Source organism: Methylomonas sp. DH-1, assembly GCF_046097555.1.
Lineage (GTDB): Bacteria > Pseudomonadota > Gammaproteobacteria > Methylococcales > Methylomonadaceae > Methylomonas > Methylomonas koyamae.
Genome location: NZ_CP143089.1, coordinates 333,701 through 357,683 on the forward strand (window position 1 = coordinate 333,701; position 23,983 = coordinate 357,683).

The 23,983-nt window shown below is 56.3% G+C and carries 25 protein-coding genes; 11 read left to right on the top strand and 14 right to left on the bottom strand.

Features of this window, described 5'->3' with window-relative positions; genetic code table 11:
• Window positions 1-360 precede the first annotated feature (360 nt).
• On the bottom strand, window positions 361-1,221 hold the full coding sequence (ubiA, locus tag VXJ35_RS01535) for a 4-hydroxybenzoate octaprenyltransferase (RefSeq protein WP_064020203.1): 861 nt from the start codon (window positions 1,219-1,221) through the stop codon (window positions 361-363).
• Window positions 1,222-1,471: 250 nt separating this feature from the next.
• Between ubiA and glyQ the strand changes: the two genes are divergently transcribed.
• The 4 genes from glyQ to VXJ35_RS01555 are packed head-to-tail and all read left to right on the top strand — an operon-like array spanning window position 1,472 to window position 5,721.
• Window positions 1,472-2,386 (top strand): glycine--tRNA ligase subunit alpha, encoded by a 915-nt coding sequence (gene glyQ / locus VXJ35_RS01540; RefSeq protein WP_064023322.1) that lies wholly within the window; start codon window positions 1,472-1,474, stop codon window positions 2,384-2,386.
• Between the two features lie 2 nt (window positions 2,387-2,388).
• Window positions 2,389-4,458 (top strand): glycine--tRNA ligase subunit beta, encoded by a 2,070-nt coding sequence (glyS, locus tag VXJ35_RS01545; RefSeq protein ID WP_064020204.1) that lies wholly within the window; start codon window positions 2,389-2,391, stop codon window positions 4,456-4,458.
• Window positions 4,455-4,997 carry a D-glycero-beta-D-manno-heptose 1,7-bisphosphate 7-phosphatase gene (gmhB, locus tag VXJ35_RS01550; RefSeq protein WP_064020205.1) on the top strand — a complete coding sequence of 181 codons (543 nt, stop codon included), beginning with the start codon at window positions 4,455-4,457 and terminating at the stop codon, window positions 4,995-4,997. The genes glyS and gmhB overlap by 4 nt, the downstream gene beginning before the upstream one ends.
• The gene (locus VXJ35_RS01555; protein ID WP_064020206.1) at window positions 4,963-5,721 is read left to right on the top strand and encodes a 1-acyl-sn-glycerol-3-phosphate acyltransferase; all 759 of its coding nucleotides are present in this window, start codon (window positions 4,963-4,965) and stop codon (window positions 5,719-5,721) included. Before gmhB ends, VXJ35_RS01555 begins: the two co-directional genes overlap by 35 nt.
• A 66-nt stretch (window positions 5,722-5,787) precedes the next feature.
• On the opposite strand, the gene VXJ35_RS01560 is transcribed toward VXJ35_RS01555, so the two are convergent.
• From VXJ35_RS01560 to VXJ35_RS01575, 4 genes are all read right to left on the bottom strand, one after another.
• Window positions 5,788-5,910 carry a hypothetical protein gene (locus VXJ35_RS01560; protein WP_269454706.1) on the bottom strand — a complete coding sequence of 41 codons (123 nt, stop codon included), beginning with the start codon at window positions 5,908-5,910 and terminating at the stop codon, window positions 5,788-5,790.
• Window positions 5,911-6,094: 184 nt separating this feature from the next.
• Window positions 6,095-6,232 (bottom strand): hypothetical protein, encoded by a 138-nt coding sequence (locus tag VXJ35_RS01565; protein WP_197488465.1) that lies wholly within the window; start codon window positions 6,230-6,232, stop codon window positions 6,095-6,097.
• Between the two features lie 100 nt (window positions 6,233-6,332).
• On the bottom strand, window positions 6,333-8,240 hold the full coding sequence (locus tag VXJ35_RS01570) for a DCC1-like thiol-disulfide oxidoreductase family protein (RefSeq protein WP_064020207.1): 1,908 nt from the start codon (window positions 8,238-8,240) through the stop codon (window positions 6,333-6,335).
• 143 nt (window positions 8,241-8,383) lie between these two features.
• The gene (locus VXJ35_RS01575) at window positions 8,384-8,512 is read right to left on the bottom strand and encodes a hypothetical protein (protein ID WP_255189959.1); all 129 of its coding nucleotides are present in this window, start codon (window positions 8,510-8,512) and stop codon (window positions 8,384-8,386) included.
• A gap of 227 nt (window positions 8,513-8,739) precedes the next feature.
• On the opposite strand from VXJ35_RS01575, the gene VXJ35_RS01580 reads away from it, so the two are divergent.
• Window positions 8,740-9,144: a hypothetical protein gene (locus VXJ35_RS01580; protein ID WP_231914829.1), complete on the top strand. Its 405-nt coding sequence runs from the start codon at window positions 8,740-8,742 to the stop codon at window positions 9,142-9,144.
• A gap of 51 nt (window positions 9,145-9,195) precedes the next feature.
• On the opposite strand, the gene VXJ35_RS01585 is transcribed toward VXJ35_RS01580, so the two are convergent.
• Entirely contained in the window at window positions 9,196-9,387 is a 192-nt protein-coding gene (locus VXJ35_RS01585; RefSeq protein WP_054760468.1) for a DUF2970 domain-containing protein, read from the bottom strand.
• A gap of 77 nt (window positions 9,388-9,464) precedes the next feature.
• Here VXJ35_RS01585 and metH point away from each other — a divergent pair, with 77 nt between their 5' ends.
• Both metH and VXJ35_RS01595 read left to right on the top strand, forming a co-directional pair.
• Complete coding sequence (metH, locus tag VXJ35_RS01590; protein ID WP_064020209.1) at window positions 9,465-13,136, top strand: methionine synthase; 3,672 nt, start codon at window positions 9,465-9,467, stop codon at window positions 13,134-13,136.
• Between the two features lie 39 nt (window positions 13,137-13,175).
• Window positions 13,176-13,412, top strand: coding sequence for a glutaredoxin family protein (locus VXJ35_RS01595; RefSeq protein ID WP_064020210.1), 237 nt, complete (start codon window positions 13,176-13,178; stop codon window positions 13,410-13,412).
• 16 nt (window positions 13,413-13,428) lie between these two features.
• Here the strand turns inward: VXJ35_RS01595 and trmB are convergent, their stop codons facing one another.
• The 4 genes from trmB to VXJ35_RS01615 all read right to left on the bottom strand — a co-directional run bounded on the left by trmB (window position 13,429) and on the right by VXJ35_RS01615 (window position 16,920).
• Complete coding sequence (gene trmB, locus VXJ35_RS01600; protein ID WP_064020211.1) at window positions 13,429-14,118, bottom strand: tRNA (guanosine(46)-N7)-methyltransferase TrmB; 690 nt, start codon at window positions 14,116-14,118, stop codon at window positions 13,429-13,431.
• A gap of 102 nt (window positions 14,119-14,220) precedes the next feature.
• Entirely contained in the window at window positions 14,221-15,360 is a 1,140-nt protein-coding gene (locus tag VXJ35_RS01605; RefSeq protein WP_064020212.1) for a hypothetical protein, read from the bottom strand.
• Between the two features lie 190 nt (window positions 15,361-15,550).
• Entirely contained in the window at window positions 15,551-15,997 is a 447-nt protein-coding gene (locus VXJ35_RS01610) for an NfeD family protein (protein ID WP_064020213.1), read from the bottom strand.
• 2 nt (window positions 15,998-15,999) lie between these two features.
• A complete protein-coding gene (locus VXJ35_RS01615) occupies window positions 16,000-16,920 on the bottom strand; it encodes an SPFH domain-containing protein (RefSeq protein WP_064020214.1) in 921 nt (306 codons plus the stop codon).
• 102 nt (window positions 16,921-17,022) lie between these two features.
• On the opposite strand from VXJ35_RS01615, the gene VXJ35_RS01620 reads away from it, so the two are divergent.
• Window positions 17,023-17,286, top strand: coding sequence for a hypothetical protein (locus VXJ35_RS01620; RefSeq protein ID WP_054760456.1), 264 nt, complete (start codon window positions 17,023-17,025; stop codon window positions 17,284-17,286).
• An 8-nt stretch (window positions 17,287-17,294) separates the two neighbouring features.
• Here the strand turns inward: VXJ35_RS01620 and VXJ35_RS01625 are convergent, their stop codons facing one another.
• The 3 genes from VXJ35_RS01625 to VXJ35_RS01635 all read right to left on the bottom strand — a co-directional run bounded on the left by VXJ35_RS01625 (window position 17,295) and on the right by VXJ35_RS01635 (window position 21,102).
• On the bottom strand, window positions 17,295-19,247 hold the full coding sequence (locus tag VXJ35_RS01625) for a DUF3488 and transglutaminase-like domain-containing protein (RefSeq protein WP_157198272.1): 1,953 nt from the start codon (window positions 19,245-19,247) through the stop codon (window positions 17,295-17,297).
• A 2-nt stretch (window positions 19,248-19,249) separates the two neighbouring features.
• Window positions 19,250-20,089, bottom strand: a complete 840-nt coding sequence (locus VXJ35_RS01630) for a DUF58 domain-containing protein (protein WP_331711083.1) — start codon at window positions 20,087-20,089, stop codon at window positions 19,250-19,252.
• Between the two features lie 107 nt (window positions 20,090-20,196).
• The gene (locus tag VXJ35_RS01635; RefSeq protein WP_054760454.1) at window positions 20,197-21,102 is read right to left on the bottom strand and encodes a MoxR family ATPase; all 906 of its coding nucleotides are present in this window, start codon (window positions 21,100-21,102) and stop codon (window positions 20,197-20,199) included.
• Window positions 21,103-21,238: 136 nt separating this feature from the next.
• Here VXJ35_RS01635 and VXJ35_RS01640 point away from each other — a divergent pair, with 136 nt between their 5' ends.
• A complete protein-coding gene (locus VXJ35_RS01640; protein ID WP_064020217.1) occupies window positions 21,239-21,580 on the top strand; it encodes a TraR/DksA family transcriptional regulator in 342 nt (113 codons plus the stop codon).
• Window positions 21,581-21,672: 92 nt separating this feature from the next.
• On the opposite strand, the gene yihA is transcribed toward VXJ35_RS01640, so the two are convergent.
• Window positions 21,673-22,284 (bottom strand): ribosome biogenesis GTP-binding protein YihA/YsxC, encoded by a 612-nt coding sequence (gene yihA, locus VXJ35_RS01645; RefSeq protein ID WP_064020218.1) that lies wholly within the window; start codon window positions 22,282-22,284, stop codon window positions 21,673-21,675.
• A 110-nt stretch (window positions 22,285-22,394) separates the two neighbouring features.
• Here yihA and VXJ35_RS01650 point away from each other — a divergent pair, with 110 nt between their 5' ends.
• Both VXJ35_RS01650 and VXJ35_RS01655 read left to right on the top strand, forming a co-directional pair.
• A complete protein-coding gene (locus tag VXJ35_RS01650) occupies window positions 22,395-23,072 on the top strand; it encodes a cytochrome c (RefSeq protein WP_054760451.1) in 678 nt (225 codons plus the stop codon).
• A gap of 214 nt (window positions 23,073-23,286) precedes the next feature.
• Window positions 23,287-23,892 carry a thiol:disulfide interchange protein DsbA/DsbL gene (locus VXJ35_RS01655; RefSeq protein ID WP_064020219.1) on the top strand — a complete coding sequence of 202 codons (606 nt, stop codon included), beginning with the start codon at window positions 23,287-23,289 and terminating at the stop codon, window positions 23,890-23,892.
• Window positions 23,893-23,983: the final 91 nt, after the last annotated feature.

Consider the following 23,983-nt stretch of genomic DNA (forward strand, 5'->3'; position numbering starts at 1 on the left):
ATATTAAATCAATCGATTGATTTGCAAATTATCAATCAATCGATTGATTGTCAATCGTCGACATCGAAATGCGACAGGCGCGGTTAAACCGGAAGCACTGCGAATACAAAACCGGCACCGGCCGCGACCGGCAAATACTTAGCGAGGAGTGCTTCAGATCGGGCCAGCGAGCGGGTTGTTGCGGATCAGTGAAAACGGGAGAAGTTCAGGCAAGTCTTGGCGCAGCCGTTTCGGCAAAGTCGGCGGCGTCGCCGGCTTCAGCTCCGGCGAATCCGGTGTTGGGCTGGGATGGGCGAACGGGTTCGCCTGGGGAAAGGTAGAAAGTCCGGGAGTTTGCCGGCGGCAACGCCCCCGGCAAGGTTACAGATACGCCAGAACCAGCCCGGTAAATACGGCGAGGCCGAACCAGTTGTTGTTCAAAAACGCCTTGAAACAATTGGGCTTGTCGAAATGGAAGATCAGCTTTTGCTGGTAAACCGCAAAACCGGCCGCGGCCAGTAGCCCGGCATAATAGGGCCAGGCTAATTGGCGTTCGTGGCCGATCCAGACCAGCAAGCCCAGGATTACCGCCTGCAGGCCGCCGGTGATTTCCCGCACCCGGCTGCCGAACAAAATTGCCGTCGATTTGACGCCGATTTTCAAGTCGTCGTCGATGTCGACCATCGCATACATCGTGTCGTAGACCAAGGCCCACAGCAAAACCGCAAGATACAAAACCCAGCCGACCAACGGAATGCTATCGGTTTGCGCAGCGAATGCCATCGGTACCGCAAAGCCGAATGCGGCGCCCAGATAAGCTTGCGGCAAATGGGTATAGCGTTTCATGAACGGGTAGCTGGCAGCCAGAAAGGCGCCGACGAAGGATAGCGCTATCGTGTACCAGTTCATCAGCAACACCAGTCCGAACGCGGTCAGGCACAGTACCGCGAATACCAGCAAGGCCTCCTTGGGCGAGACGCGGCCGGCGGCGATAGGCCGTTGCTTGCAGCGGTCGACATGGGGGTCGAAATCGCGGTCGGCATAATCGTTGATCACGCAACCGGCCGCCCGCATCAAAACCACGCCGGCGACGAATACCGCCAATACCAACGCATCCGGTTTGCCGTTGCCGGCAATCCATAACGCCCACAGCGTCGGCCACAACAAAATGAAAATGCCGATGGGTTTGTCGAAACGGGCTAAAAGCCAATATTGGCGCAGGCGCTCGGTAATTTTATTCATCGCTGGGCAAAGAGTCGGGGTTTACGTGGGCAGTCGCGGATCGTGACCGCGCATTCTAATGCAAAACCTGCGAACGGCGGTTTTGGCCGAATTGCCGCACGGTCGCCGAACCCGCTTCGGCTTCTTGTATTACGGCGGCCAACCCTTTGCCGGCCGGGGTTGCAGTGCATCGGCGAGCCGGCGCCCCTCCGCTCTGCTTGGCGATTTCGGATATAATCGGGCCATTTTTACCAAACGAGTGGCTCTCAACGTGTCGACTAGCAAAAACGATGTCTCAACTTTTCAGGGCCTGATTCTGACGCTGCAGGAATACTGGTCGAATCAGGGGTGCGTGTTGTTACAGCCTTTGGATCAGGAAGTCGGCGCCGGCACCTTTCATCCGGCGACGTTTTTGCGGGCGATAGGCCCGGAGCCTTGGAACTCGGCTTACGTGCAACCGTCGCGCCGACCGACCGACGGCCGCTACGGCGAAAACCCGAACCGCTTGCAGCATTACTACCAGTTCCAGGTGATCATGAAGCCGTCGCCGGACAATATTCAGGAGCTGTACCTGGGCTCATTGCGCCATTTGGGGCTGGATCTGCTGGAACACGACATTCGCTTCGTCGAGGATAACTGGGAGTCGCCGACCTTGGGTGCCTGGGGCTTGGGCTGGGAAGTTTGGCTGAACGGTATGGAGGTGACCCAATTTACCTATTTCCAACAAGTCGGCGGCCTGGAATGCCGGCCGGTGACCGGCGAAATTACCTATGGCCTGGAACGCATCGCGATGTATCTGCAAGGCGTCGAATCGGTATTCGATCTGGTCTGGACTCAAGGCCCACAAGGCGTGGTGACCTACGGCGACGTGTTCCACCAGAACGAGGTCGAGATGTCGGAGTTCAATTTCGACCTGGCCAACGTCGATTTTCTGTTCAACTGTTTCGATACCTACGAACGCGAATGCTTGATGTTGCTGGAAAAAAACCTGCCGCTGCCGGCCTACGAAATGGTACTGAAAGCCTCGCATTCGTTTAACTTGCTCGACGCCCGCCACGCCATTTCGGTGACCGAGCGCCAACGCTATATACTCAGGGTCCGCAATATGGCCAAGTCGGTCGCCGAAGCGTATTACAATCGCCGGGAAGCGCTGGGCTTCCCGATTCTCGCCAGACAGGGAGCGTAACCATGACAGCGACCAACCATTTTCTATTCGAATTGGGCTGCGAGGAATTACCGCCCAAATCTTTAAAGCGGCTTAGCCAGGCTTTACTGGACAACTTACTGACGAGCTTGCAGGATGCCGGCTTGAGTTACACCCGGGCCAGCGCTTACGCGACGCCTCGGCGCCTGGCGGTATTGATCGACGATTTACAGACTTTCCAGGCCGATAAAATCGTCGAAAAACGCGGCCCTGCACTGCAGGCGGCCTACGGGCCTGACGGCGCGCCGAGCAAGGCGGCGCTGGGTTTTGCCGCGAGTTGCGGCGCCAGTTTCGAGCAATTGGAGAAATTGGAAACCGACAAAGGTTCGTGGTTGATTTTCAAACAAGCGGTGAAAGGCCAAGCGACGGCCGAGTTATTGCCCGACATCATCCGCAAAGCATTGGCCAATTTGCCGATTGCCAAGCGCATGCGTTGGGGCAGTTTCGATGCCGAATTCGCCCGGCCGGTGCATTGGGCCGTCCTGTTGTTCGGCAGCGAAATCATCGTCACCGACATTCTCGGCCGTACCACCGGCCGGATCACCCGCGGCCATCGCTTTCACGCGCCGCAGGATTTGAGTATTCATGACCCGCACGAGTATCTGGATGTTTTAAAGCAGCAAGGCAAGGTGTTGGCCGATTTCGAGGAAAGAATGGCCGTAATCCGCGACGCGGCGAACCAGGCGGCGGAAAAAGTCGGCGGTGTCGCCCATATCGAAGCAGACCTGCTGGAAGAAGTGGCCGCACTGAACGAGTGGCCGGTGCCGGTGGTCGGTAATTTCGACGCCCGCTTTCTGGAGTTGCCGCAGGAAGTGCTGATCACGACGATGCAGGCCAACCAGAAATATTTCCCGGTCAAAAACGCGCAAGGCGGTTTGCTGCCGCATTTCATTACCTTTGCCAATATCGAAAGTTCGCGGCCGGATTCGATTCGGGCCGGCAACGAGCGGGTGGTCTTGCCGCGCCTGGTCGATGCCGAATTTTTCTGGAAGCAGGACAGGAAGCAATCCTTGGCGGAGCGGGTGGATAGCCTGAAAACCATCGTGTTCCAGAAAGACCTGGGCACCTTGTTCGACAAAACCGAACGCGTAGCGAATCTGGCCGGTCTGGTTGCCGAACAACTCGGCGCCGACGCCGGCTTAGCCAAGCGTGCGGCTTTGCTGGCCAAAACCGATTTGATGACCAATATGGTCGGAGAGTTCGCCAATCTGCAAGGCTCGATGGGCCGTTATTACGCGATTGCCGACGGCGAAGATTTGGCTGTAGCCTATGCATTGGAAGAGCAGTATTTTCCCAAGCAGTCCGGCGGCGAAATCCCGCAGGCGCCGGTCAGCGTCGCATTGGCTTTGGCGGAAAAAGTCGACACATTGGCCGGTATTTTCAGCGCCGGCCTGATTCCGACCGGCGATAAAGACCCTTATGCCTTACGCCGGGCTGCGATAGGTATTTTACGGATACTGGTCGAAAACCGCTTGGCGCTGGATGTCGCGGAATTGCTGGATGCGGCGCTGGCTCAATTCGGCCATGCCTTCGACCGGAGCGAAACCCGGCAAAAACTGGTCGGCTTTATTTTCGACCGCCTGAAGGGCTATTGCCTGGACCAGGGCTTCTCCAGCGACGAATTCGAGGCGGTGTTGGCGGTAAATCCGACCCGGCCGTTCGATTTTTGGCAACGCCTTCGCGCCGTGCAAGACTTTCGTGCTCTGCCCGAAGCGGAAAGCTTGGCCGCCGCTAACAAGCGGATCGGCAATATCCTGAAAAAATCCGAGCAAGCGCCGGCCGAGCAGATCGGTATGTTGGTCGAAGCCGCGGAGAAAAACCTGCTTGCCGCTGCCGAACAGTCCGAGGCCGATATCGCTCCATTATTGGCGGAACGGAATTATGCGCTGGCGCTAAGCCGTTTGGCCCAGTTGCGCGACAGCGTCGACGCTTTCTTCGATAACGTGATGGTCAATACCGACGACCCGGCGCTGCGTAGCAGCCGTCTGGCGCTGCTGGCCAAATTGTCCAACCAATTTTTACAAATCGCCGACATTTCCAAGCTGCAATCGTGACCGGGCGTTACGTGATTCTGGACCGGGACGGCACCATCAACGTCGATTCCGACGAGTTCATCAAATCCGCCGCTGAATGGCTGCCGTTGCCCGGCAGCCTGGAAGCCATAGCGATGCTGAACCGCCATGGTTTTCGCGTTGCGGTGGTCAGTAACCAGTCCGGAATTGCCAGAGGCTTATTCGATTTGGCAACGCTGGACGCAATTCACGCCAAAATGTTGCAACTTACCCGTGCCTCCGGCGGCGAAATCGAGGCGATTTATTATTGCCCGCACGGCCCCGGCGACCATTGCGATTGTCGCAAACCCAAGCCAGGCTTGTTTCGCCGCTTGGCCGACGACAAGCGCATCGATTTGGGCGCGACCTTTGCCGTCGGCGATTCGTTGCGCGACGTACAGGCCGCGGAGGCGACCGGCGCCAAGCCGATATTGGTCAGAACCGGCAAAGGTTTGCAAACCCTTAACGACAACCCACAACTAGACGTTCCCGTTTTCGACAATCTTTATGACGCAGCCGCATATATCGTCTCGGAAAGCTGACTTTAGAGTTTATCTGGGCTCTACCTTATTGTTCATCTACATCGTAATCTCGACGCTGATCGTCGGTGTGGCGATTTTAGGCGGTTTTTTTCTGCCGTTTCATTGGCGTTATAAATTCGCCGATATCTGGATCGATTGCCTGCTCTATATGCTGAAGCTGTGTTGCGGACTCAGCCACGAGGTTGAAGGCCTGGAGCACATTCCGCAGGTCGGCGCGGCTATCGTGCTGAGCAAGCATCAATCGGCTTGGGAAACCGTGGCGCTGCGGCAATTTATTCGGCCGCAAACCGCGGTCTTAAAAAAATCGCTGTTGCAGATTCCGTTCGGCGGCTGGGCGTTGGCAACGTTAAAGCCGATTGCCATAGACCGGCAGAACCAAAAGGAAGCCTTAAAAATGTTGATCGATCAGGGTATCGAGCGCTTGCAGGAGGGGTTGTTCGTCGTGGTGTTTCCGGAAGGCACCAGAGTGGCGCCAGGCGCACACAAAAAATTTAATGCCGGCGGCGCCATGCTTGCTCAGAAATCGGGGTTTCCGGTGATTCCTTTAGCGCACAATGCCGGTGAATTTTGGCCGCGTAACAGCTTTTTGAAGTATCCCGGCGTGATTAAAGTGAAAATCGGTCCGCCGATCAGCACCGTCGATAAAAAGTCGAAAGATATTAATGCCGAAGCCGAAGCGTGGATAACGCAGGCTATGGCGAAAATCGAAGCGGAAAAAAATTGAGGTTTATTTTTCGCCGGCCACAAAAAAGGCCCGGATGCAACGGGCCTTTTTGTTAAGCAAGTTTGTTTACAGCTGTACTGATGAGGTAGCGCTGGAAACTTTTTGTTTAGACGCATCAGGATTGTCCATGCATCCGCTCAGGCCGGCAATCATCAGGGTCATGGCCAGTAATGACAGTACTTTTTTCATAATTCCTCCAAATCAAAAATTTTAATTTTACGTGCTCGGCAATCGAACACGGGAGTTCTTATAACACGGCTAAAAACCGATACGCAAATCGAGCCTTATTATCAAATTGTCAAGCCCCGTAAACGAATAAGGCCCGCAATTGCGGGCCTTACATCAGGAGTCTGAAATCCTGTAACGGCTACGATTATTTTACACCGCTGCCTTGTTGGTTAGTAGAGCCGTAACCTTTTGGTTTTGGGTTGCCTTGGTCTGGATCGTCCATGCAACCGGCCAAGCTCACCATAACCATAACCATAGCCAAAACAGAAAATACTTTTTTCATAACATCCTCCAGATTTAATGGGTTTTTATAATTTTGAGTGTACTTAAACGAAGCACGCAAAATTTATAGCATGACCAATCTGCGCATGCAACACCCTTTTTCATATTGCGTCGATGTCCATAGGTAAGCTGATTTTGATTTCCTTGCCGGTCCAGCGCGCCGAGCCTATTACTTGCCAGTTGCCTGATAAGTTATTGTTTCTTAAGTCTTTCTCCCATGCGAATGGGGCTCTGGTTTTCTTCATTTTAATGATAAATTGGGTGTTTTCCAGGTTCAGGCCGGCCTTGATGCCCCAAAATGCGGTGACTTTCATGATGAATTTTTTTAGGCGCAATTCGTCGATATTCGGCGTGACTGCGATGTTGGCCCACATCGAATGGACGCGGCCCCAGTTCGGAGCCAGTAGCCGACCCTGTTGGTCGACGAACGGCAGCCAACGCTCGTTACCGTCGGTATCCAGGTAGGTAATCGCCAAGATATGGTCGTAGCCTTCGAAATGGTCGTGCAGATACAAAGCATGCGGCGTGATACCGAGAAAGGTATGCGACATCATCAATAACGCATTACTCATGCTGTTCAGCATGCTGGTCAGCGGCGATTGCCGGGTATCGACGTGCAAACGGTAAAGCAGGCCGTAGTGTATGCTGCTGTTGAGCTGAAACAGGATCAATACCAGCAGCACTTTGCTGATCTTGTGGACGAAACTTCTGGCCGGGATAGCGTGTTCCGCTTCGAATATGCGTTGGTAAAAGCTGTTTTCGGCGGCGTCGGCAGCCGGCGGAGCGCAACTGGCATCGCAGACTAAACGTTGGCGACTGTCCGCAATCGCCCGATAGCGCTTGCATATCCATCCGTAAAGCAACGGCAAGCGCATCATCCAGCCGACTGGGGCAAAGTAACCCATCGCCACCAGAATTTGCGAATAGGTGTCGACGCCGGCGTAAACCCGGCCTTGGCCGTCGACCGCATACAGATCCGTCATCAGTTGTTGCTGGCCTAAATGGGACAAGGCCGGATAGTCGGCGGCAAAGATTTGCGCGGGCTTAAAATCGACCCGGCGCAATACGTCGAAGTGGTTTAAGGTCAACACCGTGCGATTGCAGAGCGGACATTGTTGGTCGTAAAACACGGTCAAAACCGCCTGCTTGGCACGCAACCAGGCTCCGATGCGGCGGTACCAGCCAAACGGCATGACCAGTGCGTAAAAAATCAACATGCCCATGCCGAACGGATAGATGTTGAACGACAGCGTGATGCCGAGATGCAGCGACAATCCCAGCAGAAAATACAGCCAGCGGAAACGGCGGCGGGAATATAAAAACAGGAAACTGAACTGAAAAACGATGATGGTATAGCCGATGGCCTTTTGCAGGAGCTCGATGTTCAACAGCCAGGACATATCGAGCGCCGATATGTAGTACGGCATGGAAGACGGCAACCAGGCGCCGAGGCCGTTACGCCAATGCTCGGCGAACATTTTGTGGATTGCCGAATCGAAATACAAAAATCCGAGGCAAACGACGACCGGTAAATGGTACGCCAAGGCCGAGACGGTTTCCGCCCCGTAGTTAGAATAATGGACGAAGGGGTTACGCAACTTGCGGCGCAGGCCGTCGATGGCAAACGCGCGATCGAGCGGCATGAAGATCAGGAAGAAATTCGCGCCGGTCATGAACAAATCGAAGCCGCCGTCGAAATCGCGTTGCATTGGCGTGAAATTGACGAACACCAGCCAAAACAGGTAGTTGGCGATGCTGCTGGCTTGGCAGCGGTAACCCACGGCCAGACAGAAGGCTGTTGCCGCCCACAACCAGAGAAAGAACGGAATCATCGGAAATTCGACATCCAGGAACGGAATTGGATCGAAAATCAGATGGTTGAAATACAGCAGGAAAAATACTTCCTGCAGCGTCACCAGGCCGAACAGTAGCCGGAACAGCCCAATACCGGTTGCAGGTGCCTTTTCGGAATAAAGCCTATTGATTTTCAGAACTAACGATTTGTACATGGCGGATCGGCAGGCCAAAAGGCTACCGATTATAAGGGATTTTGCCGAAAAGCCGGATTGAAGGCCAAAAAAAAGCGGCTACGGGATCTGTCCGTAGCCGCTTTTTCCAGAAAAGCTTTGTAAGCGCGAGCAGGAAACGTTGCTTATTCTTCGTCTTTAGGTTCAGCGAAAACCCATTTTACGAAGAAATAGCCAGCAGCGATGATTACTACCGCGCCGATCATGCCAGATGGTTCTTTCAGCATTTCTGTTAAATCTAAGATCGCTCCCATGGGTGCCTCCTACCTTAAAGTTAGTTGTTATAAAATGTGCCATTTCGTTGGCGGTCGAAGTTCATATGTTACTTTAGCCACCTTCAAAGTCAAGCAATTCGTGGCTGTTCAGTAAAGATAGCGGCGCAATTGCTATCCGGACCGAATATGGTAGTATGCCAGCTCAACCTGAATTTTTAGAACAATAAAAAAGTACAAGGGGAATAAATATGATCGGTGGCATTGTAATGGTTTTGACCGCTATCTGGGTTTACCAGAGCATGATGAAGGCGAAAAAGCCGAATGTATTGATATGGGTGGCAGCTTGCGCCGCGGCGTTTTTCGCGGTGGAATTCGTAGCCCAGATTTTCTGCATCGAGATTATTGATGCACTGGGTGGCAAAGACATTGGCGACAGTTACGACCGCGACTTGGCTAGCGTCAGCGACAGAAGAACCCAGGAAAATGCCGGAGGATTTTTCGTCAACAGCCTTTGCGAATTGTTTCCGTCCATTGCCGGTTTCCTTGTCGTCGCTGTCGTCCGCACCTTGATCATTTTGAAAGAAGCTTTGACACCAGCCAATTTGTTTAGCGGCGTCAAAGAGATGTTCATCAGCATCAAAGACAGCTTCAAAACCTCGTCCGGTAACTAAGCCGTTCCTATGCGTAAGCCCAAGGCAACTTGGGCTTACGCCGGCAACGCTTCAATCGCCGATAACGGCAGACACGATACCGACTATCGTAAAAATAAACAGCACCGTCGCAATTAAGCCGACTACCAAGTAGGCCGGCAACGAGCCATGCTGAAAATCAATCTCTCTGTTCTTGTTGCTTTGTATGCCAATCGCGGCGGCAAATACGCTTTTGACGACGTGCAGTAGGCTGGGTTTAGACATGATTTCCCTCAAAAATTGGTTTGCCGAAATTTCCGGTTAGCCGCCGTTCCAATATTACCTTTCGATAAACTGTCCGCATGAATAGCTCTCAAAGATTACACCAGCTTCTGTCACAGCGAATATTATTTCTGGATGGCGCTATGGGCACCATGATACAGAGCTACAAGCTGGAGGAAAAGGACTATCGCGGCGAGCGTTTTGCCGATTGGCCGGTCGATTTGAAAGGCAACAACGACCTGTTGTCGATCACCCAGCCCGATGTGATTCGCGCTATTCACAAGGCTTATCTGGACGCCGGCACCGACATTCTGGAAACCAACACCTTCAATTCCACCAAGGTGGCGATGGCCGATTACCGGATGGAAGATCTGGCCTACGAGATTAACGTCGCCTCGGCCCGAGTCGCTAGACAAGCGGCCGATGCAGCGACCGCTGTGACTCCAGACAAACCGCGTTTCGTGGCTGGAGTACTAGGGCCTACCAACCGCACCTCGTCGATGTCGCCCGACGTTAACGATCCCGGTTTCAGAAACATCAGCTTCGATGAATTGGTTGACGCATACAGCGAAGCCACCCGCGGTCTGATTGACGGCGGTGCCGATATTATTTTGATCGAAACCGTATTTGATACCCTGAACGCCAAGGCGGCGATATTTGCCGTGGAATCGGTGTTCGATCAACTCGGCTACAAGCTGCCGGTGATGATTTCCGGCACCATTACCGACGCCTCCGGCCGCACGCTGTCGGGCCAGACCGCCGCCGCGTTTTGGACTTCGTTGAAGCACGTCAAGCCGATTTCTATCGGCTTCAACTGTGCCTTGGGCGCTCAGGAACTGCGCCAGTACATCGAAGAATTGTCCAACATTGCCGACACCTACGTCTCGGCCCACCCCAACGCAGGCCTGCCCAACGAATTCGGCGAATACGACGAAACTCCGGAAATGATGGCCGCAGAGCTAGCCGACTGGGCTGCCAGCGGTTATTTGAACATCATCGGCGGTTGCTGCGGCACCTCGCCCGACACGATACGCGCCATCGTCGCCGCGCTGAGCAAATATCCTCCTCGCCGGATTCCCGAATTGGAAAAACGTTGCCATCTGGCCGGCCTGGAAGCGATGAGCATCGGCCCCGAGACCTTGTTCGTCAACGTCGGCGAACGCACCAACGTTACCGGCTCTGCGGCTTTTAAGAAAATGATCGTCGAAGAGCGTTACGAGGACGCGCTGGAAGTGGCGCGCCAGCAGGTCGAAAACGGCGCCCAGATCATCGACATCAATATGGACGAAGGCATGCTGGATTCGAAAGCGGCGATGGGGCGCTTTTTGAACCTGCTCGCTGCCGAGCCGGACATCGCCAAGGTTCCCATCATGCTCGATTCGTCGAAATGGGACATCCTGGAAGCCGGCCTGAAATGCATCCAGGGCAAGGGCATCGTCAATTCGATTTCGATCAAGGAAGGCGAAGCCAAATTCATCGAACAAGCCAAGCTGGTGCGGCGCTACGGCGCTGCGGTGATCGTCATGGCGTTCGACGAAGTCGGCCAGGCCGACACCATGGCGCGCAAGATCGAGATTTGCAGCCGCGCCTACAAAATTTTGACCGAACAGGTCGGTTTTCCGCCGGAAGACATCATCTTCGACCCCAACATTTTCGCGGTTGCCACCGGCATTGAGGAACACAACAACTACGGCGTCGATTTCATCGAAGCCACCCGTGCCATCAAGCAAAATCTGCCGCACGCCTTGATTTCCGGCGGCGTCTCCAACGTGTCGTTCTCGTTCCGCGGCAACAACCCGGTGCGCGAGGCGATTCACGCGGTATTTTTGTACCACGCCGTGCAGGCCGGCATGGACATGGGTATCGTCAACGCCGGCCAGTTGGCGATCTACGAAGACATTCCCAGGGAATTGCGCGATGCGGTCGAGGACGTGATCCTGAATCGCACGCCGGAAGGCACCGAAAAATTGCTGGAAATCGCCGAAAAATACCGCGGCAGCGGCCAAGCGGCCAAGCAGGAAACCTTGGAATGGCGCGAGTGGCCGGTCAACAAGCGCCTGGAACATGCGCTGGTCAAAGGCATCGCCGATTACATCGAAGAAGACACCGAAGCCGCGCGACTGGAAGCGGAAAAACCGCTGCACGTGATCGAAGGCCCGCTGATGGACGGTATGAACGTGGTCGGCGATTTGTTCGGCGAGGGCAAGATGTTCCTGCCGCAAGTGGTCAAATCGGCGCGGGTCATGAAAAAAGCCGTGGCCTATCTGATGCCGTTCATGGACGCCGACAAAGACGGCGCTGCCCGCGAAACCAACGGCAAGGTGCTGATGGCCACAGTCAAGGGCGACGTGCACGATATCGGCAAAAACATCGTCACCGTGGTGTTGCAGTGCAACAACTACGAGGTGATCGACATGGGCGTGATGGTGCCGGCGGAAAATATCTTGAAAACCGCCCGCGAGGAGAAGGTCGACGTGATCGGCTTGAGCGGCTTGATCACGCCGTCGCTGGACGAGATGGTGCACGTCGCCAAGGAAATGCAACGCCAGGGTTTCGAGATACCGTTGCTGATTGGCGGCGCCACCACCTCGCGCGCCCACACCGCGGTCAAGATCGAACCGAATTACCAGCACCCGACCGTTTACGTCACCGATGCCTCGCGCGCGGTCGGCGTGGTTGGCTCCCTGTTGAGCCAGGATTTAAACGCCGATTTCGTTGCTAAAACCCGCGAGGAATATGCCTTGGTCCGCGAGCGACATAAAGGCAGGCAAGCCAAGAATCCGCAACATCCGCTGGAAGCCGCCCGGCGCAACCGTTTCGACCACGCCGGCCACCAGCCGGTGAAACCTAAGTTCCTTGGCACCAAGGCCATCGACGACCTCCCGCTGGCAACGTTGGTGCCATTTATCGACTGGACGCCGTTTTTCCTGACCTGGGAGTTATCCGGCCGTTATCCGGCTATCTTGACCGATGCGGTCGTGGGCACGGAAGCCAGCAAGTTGTTTCAAGACGCGCAGGACATGCTGCAACGCATCGTCAGCGAAAACTGGCTGACTGCCAAAGCCGTGATCGGCTTCTTCCCGGCGAACAGCGACGGTGACGACATCATCGTTTATAACGACGACAGCCGCACCGAGCAGCTCGAAGTGTTGCACCACCTACGCCAGCAGAACGTCAAAGCGCCGGGCCGGCCGAATTATTGCCTGTCCGACTTCATCGCGCCGGTCGGCAGCGGCATAGCCGATTACATCGGCGGTTTCGCGGTGACGGCAGGCATCGGTATCGAAACCAAGCTGGCCGAATTCGAACAAGACCACGACGATTACAGTGCCATCATGCTGAAGGCGCTGGCGGACCGTTTGGCCGAAGCCTTCGCCGAATACATGCACTTGGCGGTGCGTAAGGATTATTGGGGCTATGCCGAGGATGAAAGCCACGACAACGAGGCGCTGATCGAAGAAGCCTATCGTGGCATCCGTCCGGCGCCGGGTTATCCGGCCTGCCCGGACCACACCGAAAAAGCCAAGTTGTTCGAATTGCTGAACGTCACCGCGACGACCTCGATCGCCCTGACCGAAAACTTTGCGATGTATCCGGCGGCGGCGGTCAGCGGCTGGTATTTCTCGCATCCGGAGTCGCAATATTTCAATGTCGGCAAGATCGACCGCGACCAGTTGGAAGACTATGCCCGGCGCAAAGGCATCAAACTGGAAGTGGCTGAGCGCTGGCTGGCGGCACATTTGAACCACTAACGGCTTACCGGTCCGTACGCTTGGAGCAGGCAGGCACAGATGGCGGATTTTATCTTGTACGGCACCGAAGGCTGCCATTTATGCGAAGAAGCCGAACAGATAGTCCGGCTGGCCGGCTTGAGCTTCGACACGCGGGACATTATCGAAGACGAGGCCTTACAACAACGTTACGGCGTAAAAATACCGGTGTTGGCGCACCGCGACGGCGAGCTGGAACTGCACTGGCCGTTCGGCCCGGAACAGGTACTCTGGCTTGCCGCCCAAGCCCGCACTTAATCCGGGCGGCGAATCGTCAACGCTTGGCGAAAATCAAATCCCAAACGCCATGGCCCAGGCCTAAACCGCGATTCTCGAATTTGGTCAACGGCCGGTAAGCCGGGCGCGGACAAAAATCCCCGCTCGGACTGCTATTCTTCAATCCTTCGCCTGCCGCCAGAATCGCCAGCATATCTTTGGCGTAATGCTCCCAATCGGTCGCCGCATGAAAATAACCGCCGACCGCCAATTTCTTATTCAGCAATTCGACAAAACTGGGGCGGACGATGCGGCGCTTATGGTGGCGGCGTTTTTGCCACGGGTCCGGAAAAAATAAATGGATGCCGGCCAGGCTGTGGTCGGCAATTTTGCGCTCCAATATCTCGATCGCGTCGTGGTGGTAGATGCGAACGTTGCTTATGCCCTGCTGTTCCAGCAACATCATCAGATGGCCGACGCCGGGCCGGTGAACTTCGATACCTAAATAATTCAAATGCGGATTGGCTGCCGCCATCGCCGCCAGGCTGTCGCCGTTGCCGAAACCGATCTCGACGATCAACGGCGCTTGCCGGCCGAAGGCTTGCACCGGGTCGAAGGCCTGCTCCGGTATCAGGCAGTATTTCTGCCAATGGTGCTCCAGCGCGAACTTCTGGCCGGCGGTGGCGCGGCCTTGGCGGCGGATAAAGCTGCGGATTTTGGAAGGGTCGATGCGTTGCGGTTCGGTCATTGGGTCAGAAGGTAAAAGCGGAACGAATGCGGTCAGGCCAAGGCGCCATCCACCGAGTCAGGCCGAAGCGTAAGCGGCTGCCGGGGCGGAGCGAGGCGGCGGTTAGCCGCCAAGATCGACTTTCGACATCGCGATGGCGCTTTCCATGACAATTTTAAGCGCAATGCACGGGTCGATCACGGATTTTCCGCTATGGATGGCCTCTTGTATCGCCAAACCGAACAGAATCGGCCAATGCGCCGGGTGCGGGCATAGCATGCGTATGGTCGGCAATAGGTTGGGCCACAGGGCTTTTAAATAATTTAAAGGCTGATCGGCCGGAGATTTTCGTAACGGTAAGCGCAGCATGCCGAATTCGCCGCTGCCCAAGGTATTCGCACTATGGCTGAACATGGCCTTGAGGTCCGGCAAAGCTTGGCAGCCGGATTTTTGCGCCGCCGCCGCGGCCAGTCCCCATACCGAATATTGCGATTCCGCCAGCGGCGAATTGACCGCGTCACCGTAAAAATACTGGTTGCCGTCCGCATCTTCGATCTGAACCAAACCGGCATCTTCCGCCAGCCCTAGCGCCAGATTCCGTTGTCTGACGCTGGCCTGGCAGGCATAGCCCGCCAACGCTCCCAATGCACACAACAGCGATTCGGCATGCACGCCTTTATCGCTTTGCATTGCCGAGGTCAGGCGATGGTATACCTCCTGAGCGGCAATCTTGGCGCCGGCCAGCGGATCCTCTTTGCTGCGTTCGCGAATTGCGGCCACTAGCGACTCGACGGCCGGCGGCGTGGTCTTGGCGTGTTGGGCGCGGCGCTGCTCGAGTTGCGCGAGAAATTCGGCGAACTCGCCTTCCAGCGCGAACCAATCGGAGCTGACGCGGGATTCGCCGAAAGCCGAAACCACGACGGCCACGCTATGGCCGGACAATTTGAGCACGCTGATTTGTTTGATTGCCGAGTAAGGCATGCCGATAAACGCTAAAGCCAGAGTAGCTTTGGGCAACAACGCCTCTTCCGCCCGCAGTTCGATGAAATTCTGTTTGGCCAGCGCTCGGGCAACAATCCATAGCGGCAAAATAGCCAATAAACCGCTGGCGGCCGCCAACCAAACCAATAAGCCGGCATACTTCGCAAAAACGCCGCAACCGGCGAGATAAGCCAAGCCGCCGGGCGGGGCCATCGCCAAAAACAGCAGCCACGCCGCAAAGCGGGCGGGTAACCGATAGCGGTAGCGGATTATGTCGGCCATGGCCTTACCGGTAATATTTGGCTGAAAGTCGGTTTCATTAGTATCAACCCTCCGCAACGCGAGTCTGGCCGAGGCCGTCTTGCCGCTAACTCTCGAGTTATGCCGCCCGATTGCGGCATTTTCAACGCCGCGAATGTGGATCGCCGAAAACCGATCGGGGCGGACTAATCCGGCGTATGTATCGATCGGGCTATTGGCAAACCTGCACCTCGAACACAGTGCCCTTGATGGCCACGACCTTGACTTTTGTTCCCAGCGGCGTGTCGGGGCCGTGGACCTTCCAGATCGTGTCGTCGACCTTGATTTTGCCCTGGCCGTTTTCGATCGGCGCGATCAGATTGAAAGTACGGCCGATGTATTGGGCGCCACGCCGGTTCAGCAATGGGTGGTCGCTGACTTCCGGGGTGCGGGTGCGGGCGTATTTGCGCCAGGCCAGCACCGACGACACCGCCAGTAACGAAAACAGCAAGATCTGGACGTTGAACGTGGTGGTTTCGATCAGCAACACCACCGAGCCGACGATAAAGGCCGAAACCGCCAGCCACAGGAAGAAGAAGCCGCTGGCCAGGATTTCCAACGCCAGAAAGCCGACCGCCAGCACCCACCAATACCAAAACACGATGCCTTGTTCCAACATGTTTAGCCCTTCTTCTGCAATGCTTCTTTGGCCAGCTCGCCGATGCCGCCCAACGCCCCGATGACGCTGGAGGCTTCCAGCGGAATCATGATTAATTTGCTGTTATCGGCAGAGGCGATCGCTTTGACCGATTCGATATATTTTTGCGCGACGAAATAGTTGATGGCCTGGACGTCGCCCTTGGAGATGGCCTCGGAGACCATTAGCGTGGCGCGGGCTTCGGCTTCGGCCAGCCGTTCGCGGGCCTCGGCTTCGCGAAACGCGGCTTCCTTGCGGCCTTCGGCTTCCAGAATCGCGCTTTGTTTCAAGCCTTCGGCTTTCAAAATTTCCGCCTGGCGCAAGCCTTCGGCTTCCAGAATCTGGGCGCGTTTTTCCCGCTCGGCCTTCATCTGCCGCGCCATCGAGTCAACCAAGTCCTTGGGCGGCGCAATGTCCTTGATTTCGATACGGGTGACTTTAATGCCCCACGGCGAGGTGGCATCGTCGACAACGGTTAGTAAGCGGGCGTTGATTTCGTCGCGGCGCGACAACAATTCGTCCAGATCCATCGAACCCATTACGGTGCGGATGTTGGTCATCACCAGATTGATGATCGCCACGTCCAGATAATTGACCTCGTAGGCGGCTTTGGCGGCATCCAGGATTTGGTAGAACACCACGCCATCGACCCGCACCATCGCGTTGTCCTTGGTAATCACTTCCTGGGACGGCACGTCCAGCACCTGTTCCATCATGTTCAGCTTGCGGCCAATATTCTCAATTATGGGCATGATGAAATCCAAGCCAGGACTGAGTGTTCGGGTATATTTGCCAAAACGTTCGACGGTATACTCCATCCCTTGAGGTACCGATTGCACACACTTGTAAACCATCAATATTGCAAATACCAACGACACAATTCCCAATAACTCAAAGCCGCCCATAGCGCCCCCTTAAGGTGATGATTAATTTTGTATATTGCCAAGGCCTGGTAGGCTAATAATAATGTATGTCTTATCAACTTGCTGGAAACAGGACCCGGTTACATGAATACCTTGATCTACTACAGTTTTAACGTAATGATTCTTGCCGTCGTGATTTTGATCGTCGGGATGGTCAAACCCAAGTGGATACTGTTGTGGATGGATAAACCGGGGCGCCTGCCGATCGTTGCCATTGCCGGCGCGATCTTTATGGCTGCCGCGGTGATGTTCGGCGAGGGCAACAAGCAAATACAAGCCGAAAAATCGAAACAAGTCCAAGCGCAACCCCAGCAAAACGCCAAGGAAGAAGTACCGGATCTGCACTAAGCTCTGGCTCAAACCCGCAAACTGCCGATCAGCGTTTTCAAGGCGCGCAAGTCTCCGGCTTCGGCGCTGGGTTCGTAGCGCAGCCGAATAAATACCGCGACGATCCGTTCGATGGTGTCGGCCAAATCCGGCCTTACCGCCTTGGCGCGTTGCGCCAACGTTTGCGGACCGTCGCCGGGGCCGAAGTCGACGCCGGCCTTGCGCAGTTTGCCGCAAAATTGGCGGTAGGCCTGCAACACCGGATCGCGCCGGCGCCGGTTGGGCCGCAACAAACGCCAGGCCAGCAAGCTGCTGAACCCGCCCACGCTGAGCAACAGCCAATAACCGAGCTTGACGAAATCGTCGATTCCTAAGTTTTGCAACAAGGCCTTTTGGTTGTCGGTATCGTAATTGATGACCCAGCGCTGCCATTGGTAATCGACGTTCTGCCATAGCTGTCGGCTGCGTTGCAGCCAGGTCAAGGTCTTGGCGTCGAACTGGATCGGGCTGAAATTGGCGGCGCCGCTGGCGATCTGCAAATCGACGTTGACTCCTTGCTCGATGCGTTCCGGCGCAATCGCGGCGGTCGGGTCAAAACGCACCCAGCCCTTCCCGTCCAGCCAGACTTCGGCCCAAGCATGGGCGTCAGCTTGGCGAATTTCCAGAAAACCGCCGACCGTGTTGAAACGGCCGCCTTGGTAACCGCCGACTACCCGCGCCGGAATTTCGGCGGCCCGCAGCAGATAAACGAAAGCCGTGGCGTAATGGCTGCAAAAACCGGCGCGGCGTTCGAACAGAAAAGTTTCGACCTGGCGCTCCGGCATCGGCTCCGGATTCAAGGTGTAGCGAAAATTCTCGCGGTGGAAGTGCTGCAACAGATTAGCGATCAACACCTCCGGCGATGCCGCCGTACCGTGCAATTGAGCGAGCAGATTGCGTATCCGCTCGGAAGGCTTGCCGGGCAATTGCAGGCTTTCCCGCCGCTCCGCCGGGTTGATGCCACCGGTATTGTAGGACGGCACCGAAGAAATTCGATATTCGGCGCGGTCGCCGGGATTTTTATTCGTGGTTAATTGGTACAACTCGTTGCGGCGCAAGCCGGCGGGGAATGCGCTGGGCAGTTCCAACGCAAACACCCAATTTTGTTTTTGCGGCTCCATCATCAGCGTGTAATCGTAAGCCTTGCCGCCGAATACCGGTTGGTCCGGATTGGCTGCACGGAACAAGGCCGGTGCTGCCTTCCACGCCGAACCGTCGAAAAGGGTGTAAACCGGGCCGCGCCAATAGCGCTGGGCCGGCGGCGGCAGATCGGAGTCGAACTTGACCCGAAATACCAATTCCGCCGACAAGCTCAATTCGGCAATCGAACCGGGCTCCAAAGTATCGCTCAAGCCGCTTTTGGCCTGATTGTCGGCATCCAGCCAACTCCAGCGCGGCGCTTCCAGCCTGGGGAACAACACAAACAACACGGCCGCGATCGGCAGGGCTTGCACGATCAGCGTCGCGGCGGTTTTCAGCGCCGGAACGGTTTGCGGAGAAACGCTGTTTTGGGTGACCAGCGTCGCTAACAGCACGGTACAGACCAGCAGGATGTAAAGCGCCATCAAGATGCTTTCTTCGTACAAAAACTGCGTCGCCGCGACGAGGAAGGCCAGATAAACGATGACGTAGATGTCGCGTTTGCCGTGAATTTCGAGTAATTTCAGCCCCAAGGCCACGACAAACAAGCCGGTACCGGCATCGCGGCCGAACACGCCGCGATGTTGGCTGTAGGCCAGGCCGATACCGGCCAGCGTCAACGCAAACAATCCCAACCGGTTCGGCAACCAGGCCGGCCGGCTAATCGCCAGCAGCCGCCACAGCCACATCAGGCCGAAAAAGCCTATCAGCAGCGGCGGCATATGCCAGGCGTGCGGCAATGTGATCAAGCCTATCGAACCCGACATGAACCATAACAGCCGCGGCGAAGGCTGGCCGTTCACGTTCAAAACAGCGCCAGGGCTTGCAGGCATTGGCGGTAATGGGCGGCCCCGGTGTCCGGCGGCACGCGAAGATTGGGCAGAACCAGGCCGTAACGCAATCCGGCCTTCTCCGCATCGACGATCCAGCGGCAGAGTTGGCTCAGGCGTTCCTCGCTGTTGTGTCCCGGCGCCTGTTGATAATCCAGCCACAATTCGCTCGATCCGGCGCCGGCATATTGCTTGCTGAACACGCCCTGGCCTTTGGCGAAGGTCTTCCAATGGATTTGCCGGATCGCATCGCCGCGTTGGTAGGGGCGCAAGCCGTAAAATTCGTCGCCCTGGCGCCGGCTCAGACCCTGGGCGACTTGGCCGTCGCCGCTTTCCGGAAACGGCAGTTGCCGCTTGGCCGGTTTGGGGTAGACCAGCAACGGGTTGTCGAAACGCAGCGGCGCCCAGGCTCTAAACAGCCCCAGCGGGTACAAGCTGGAAACGGTCAGCGTCTGCGGTTGCAGCCAGCCGCGCCGCGCCGTCGCCTGGTACAGGGTAGCGGTTCGGATTTCGGCCGGCGCCAAACCGATGGCCAGCTCGCTTTGCAAGGCCAAGTGCACCGCATAACGGCTGTGGCGGCCGGGATTGCCGATTTGAAAATTAAAGGCGCCGGCTTGGCCGGCAAACACGGCGGGTTGGCGGCCGGCTCTGACGGTCAAGCCGGCCAGGGATTTGAAGCTGTGCAAAATCGCGACGAAAAAGATGCTGGCCAATAAAAATCCCAACAAATAGGCCAGATTGTTGCTGTAGACGAAGCCGACCAGTAGCAGCAACACGATCAATAGCACGAAGGCTAAGCCGCGCTGGGTCGGCAAGATAAAGATCCGGCGGTGTCCCAGCGAGATCGGAGCGGAGGTCGGCGCCTCGCCCCGGAAAAAGCGCGACAGCCGAAAGCGGTCCGCCAACGATAGCGGGGCCGAGCTCAATGGACCGGTACTTGCGCCAATATCGGCGCGACAATGCCGACCGAGTCGCTGGAGCCGGCATTTAAACGGTGGCCGGCCACGGCGGGTAATACCGCCTGCAGGTCTTCCGGCAACACCGCCTGGCGTTTGCCGACGAAGGCCCAGGCCTTGGCCGCCGCCAGCAAACCCAGTCCGGCGCGCGGCGACAGGCCGTTGACGAAATCCGGCGATTGTCGGGTATAGGCCAGAATCGCCTGCAGATAATCCAGCAAAGCGGGCGAGGCATAAACGCCGGCCGCGGCCTGTTGCAGTTCGACCAGTTGCGTCGGACTCAAGGCCTCCGCCAGACCGTTGATCAACAGGTGGCGGGGTTGGCCGGCCAACAACTCGCGTTCGGCCTGGCGGCTGGGGTAACCCAGCTCTATCCGCATCAGAAAGCGATCCACTTGCGATTCCGGCAGCGGAAAAGTACCGATTTGGTTCGCCGGATTTTGGGTGGCGATGACGAAAAACGGTTGCGGCAAGGGGTAGGTCTGGCCTTCGACGGTAACCTGGCGTTCTTCCATCGCTTCCAGCAACGCACTCTGCGCCTTGGGCGTGGCGCGGTTGATTTCGTCGGCCAGGATCATTTGCTTGAAGATCGGCCCGGGGTGGAAGCTGAATTGTTGCTTATGCGTGTCGAACACCGTCGAGCCGACGATGTCGGCCGGCAGGATGTCGCTGGTGAATTGGATACGTTGGTATTCCAAGCCGAACAAGCGCGCCAAGGTATGCGACAGCGTGGTTTTGCCAACGCCGGGAATGTCTTCGATCAGCAAATGGCCCTTGGCCAGCAGGCAACAGACCGCCAGTTGAATTTGCCGTTCCTTGCCGAGAATGATTTGGTTGGCGGCGGCGATTAGCCGGTCGAGTGCAAGGTCCATCGTGCGAAATACCGTTAAGAAGCGATGGACCGAGTATAGACCAGCTTGGTTGCGCCGGCATCCGCTTCGTTGTATAAACCCGGAACGGCCGGCGCCGGCCGGACTAAAGCCACGCTGCCTCGCTGCGGAGATAGAAATGAAAGAATATCAAGACGTTCGAGACCAATTGCTGAACATGCTGGAAGATCTCGACGACCGGCTCGGCAAGATCACCGCCGATGTAAAACACGTCGACCACCCGCTGGACAAGGATTTCTCCGAACAAGCGGTCGAAACCGAAAACGACCAAGTACTGGACGCCCTGGGCAACGCCGCCCGCGACGAAGTCGAAAAAATCAAGCAGGCCATTTTCAGAATCGATGCTGGCACTTACGGAGTGTGCGCCACTTGCGGCGAGCCGATACGCAAGGAGCGGCTGGCGGCGTTGCCGTTCGCCAACCAATGCCTGCGCTGCGCGGAACGCAGCCAAGGCCGCTAATAGCGGTTTATGGGCGCGGCAGCCCGGGCAATGCCTGGCTCAGCGCGGTAACCAGCCGATAGCCCTGTCGGCGAGCCGATCCGCGGCGAAATTTACGCGGCCGCTTCGGAAAATCCGAACCACTCGTCCAGAATCTGGTGCACGTCGTCGACTCCGACCTTGTTCAAAGCCGAAAATAACTGCAGGGTCACGACAATATCGACCCGGCTCAATTCCCGTTGCACTTGCAATAACGTGGTTTTAGCGGCGCCGAAATTAAGTTTGTCGGCCTTGGTCAATAGAATGTGTAGCGGCAATTTGCGGTGCTCGCACCATTCGACCATCTGCCAATCGAAGTCGGTCAGCGGGTGGCGGATATCCATAACCAACACGATGCCGCACAAAGCCTGGCGCTGGTTCAGATAGGTCGCCATCATTTTTTGCCATTCCAGCTTCATCGCTTCCGGAACCTTGGCATAGCCGTAGCCGGGCAAGTCCACCAGTTTGCGCTCCGGGTCGATTTCGAAGAAATTCAGCAATTGCGTGCGCCCCGGCGTTTTGCTGACGCGTGCCAAAGCGTTTTGCCTGACCAGCGTATTGATTGCGCTGGATTTGCCGGCATTGGAGCGGCCGGCGAACGCAATTTCCTTACCCTGGTCCGGCGGCGCATCCTTCAGTTTGGGGGCGCTGTTGATGAACTTGGCCTGGTGGTAGATCGGATTCATCCAGTCTCGCTTACAGTGATTAAATCGGTTAGAATCCGGCCATTATAGCGCTTGGCGGCTGATGCCAGCGCGCTTTATGTCGATCAACTTTTCCTGAACAGGGGCCCATAATGACAAGAAAATTGCTGACTGTTTCCATCTGCCTGGCGTTGGCATCCGCTAGCGGTTACGTCCATGCCCAAGGCAATGCCAGCGCCGGCAAAGCCAAAGCGGCCAGTTGCGCGGGCTGCCACGGTGAAGACGGTAACAGTACGATGCCGAGCTTTCCGAAGTTGGCCGGCCAGCACCAGGGTTATCTGGCCAAGCAATTGCAAGCGTTCAAAAACGGTACCCGTAATTCGCCAATGATGGCGCCGCTGGCCGCCGGCCTGGACGACCAGGCCATACAGGAAATCGCAGCTTACTATGCCGGCAACAAGATTTCGGCCAATCCGGCGCCGACGCTGCCGGCCGGCGATGACGACGACGCTCCGGCCAAAACCGAGGAACAGAAAAAGGCCGAGCTGGCTGCGTTGATTGCCCAGGGCAGCGACTTGTACCGCAACGGCAACTTGAGCCGCGAAGTTTCGGCTTGCGTCGCCTGCCACGGCCCATACGCCGAGGGTAACAAGCCGGCCTCATTCCCGTCGCTACATTCGCAACATGCCGACTATCTGATCAAAACCTTGACCGATTTTAAGACCGGCGCGCGCAGCAACAATCGCGAAAACATGATGCATATGATCGCCACCAAAATGACCGACGAGGATATCAAAGCCGTTTCTTACTACATCTCGACGATGAAGTAAGCGCCTAGCCTCTTCTCTATTCGCCCGCCGGCGGTCTTGGCGAGGCCGGGCGATTTGATGTAGAGCGCCGGATTGCTCGTTATCTGCCATTGCCGTCCTGGCGCTGCGGTTTTCCGGCCAGCCAAAGCCGATTGGCGAGCGGCTTTTCGGAACTTGCCAGCGTATTTCGGTTCGGACGCATTTTTATCGGGATTACTTTTTACGGAGAACTTTGATGTTAAAAATTATTGCGTTGTTGGGGTTAATGGGATTATCCGCATTGGCCAATGCGGAAGGCGGCTACGATCCGATCTCGCCGGCGCAACCGGTGCAGAATCCGGACAAAGTCGAAGTCATCGAATTTTTTTGGTACGGCTGCCCGCATTGCTACAGCCTGGAACCGGCCATGGCCGAATGGCTGAAAACCAAGCCGGCCAACGTCGAGTTCATCCGCCAACCGGCGGTATTCAGCGATCTGTGGGGCAAGCACGCCAAAGCCTATTACACCGCGGAAGCCTTGGGCGTGCTGGATAAGGTCCACGCCGATCTGTTCGACGCGATCCAGAACAAAAAACAAAAACTGACCGACGAAAACGACTTGGCGAAATTTTTTGTCGAACACGGCGTGAAAGACGAAGATTTCCGCGCGGCATACAACTCGTTCCTGGTCGACGCCAAATTGCGCCAGGCCGAATCGATAGGGCCGCGCTACGGTATTACCGGCGTGCCTTCGCTGGTGGTCAACGGCAAGTACAAAGTGACTGCGCAATCGGCCAAATCGCAGGCCAACATGCTGAATGTGGTCAATCAGTTAATCGCGCAGGAAAGCCCCAAGAAATAATGCCCCATTCCCCCGCGCATTTCACGGGGACATGGGCGCTCGCGCCGCAATCGTAGGCTTCGCAATCTCGACGATAGTCTATAATTCGACC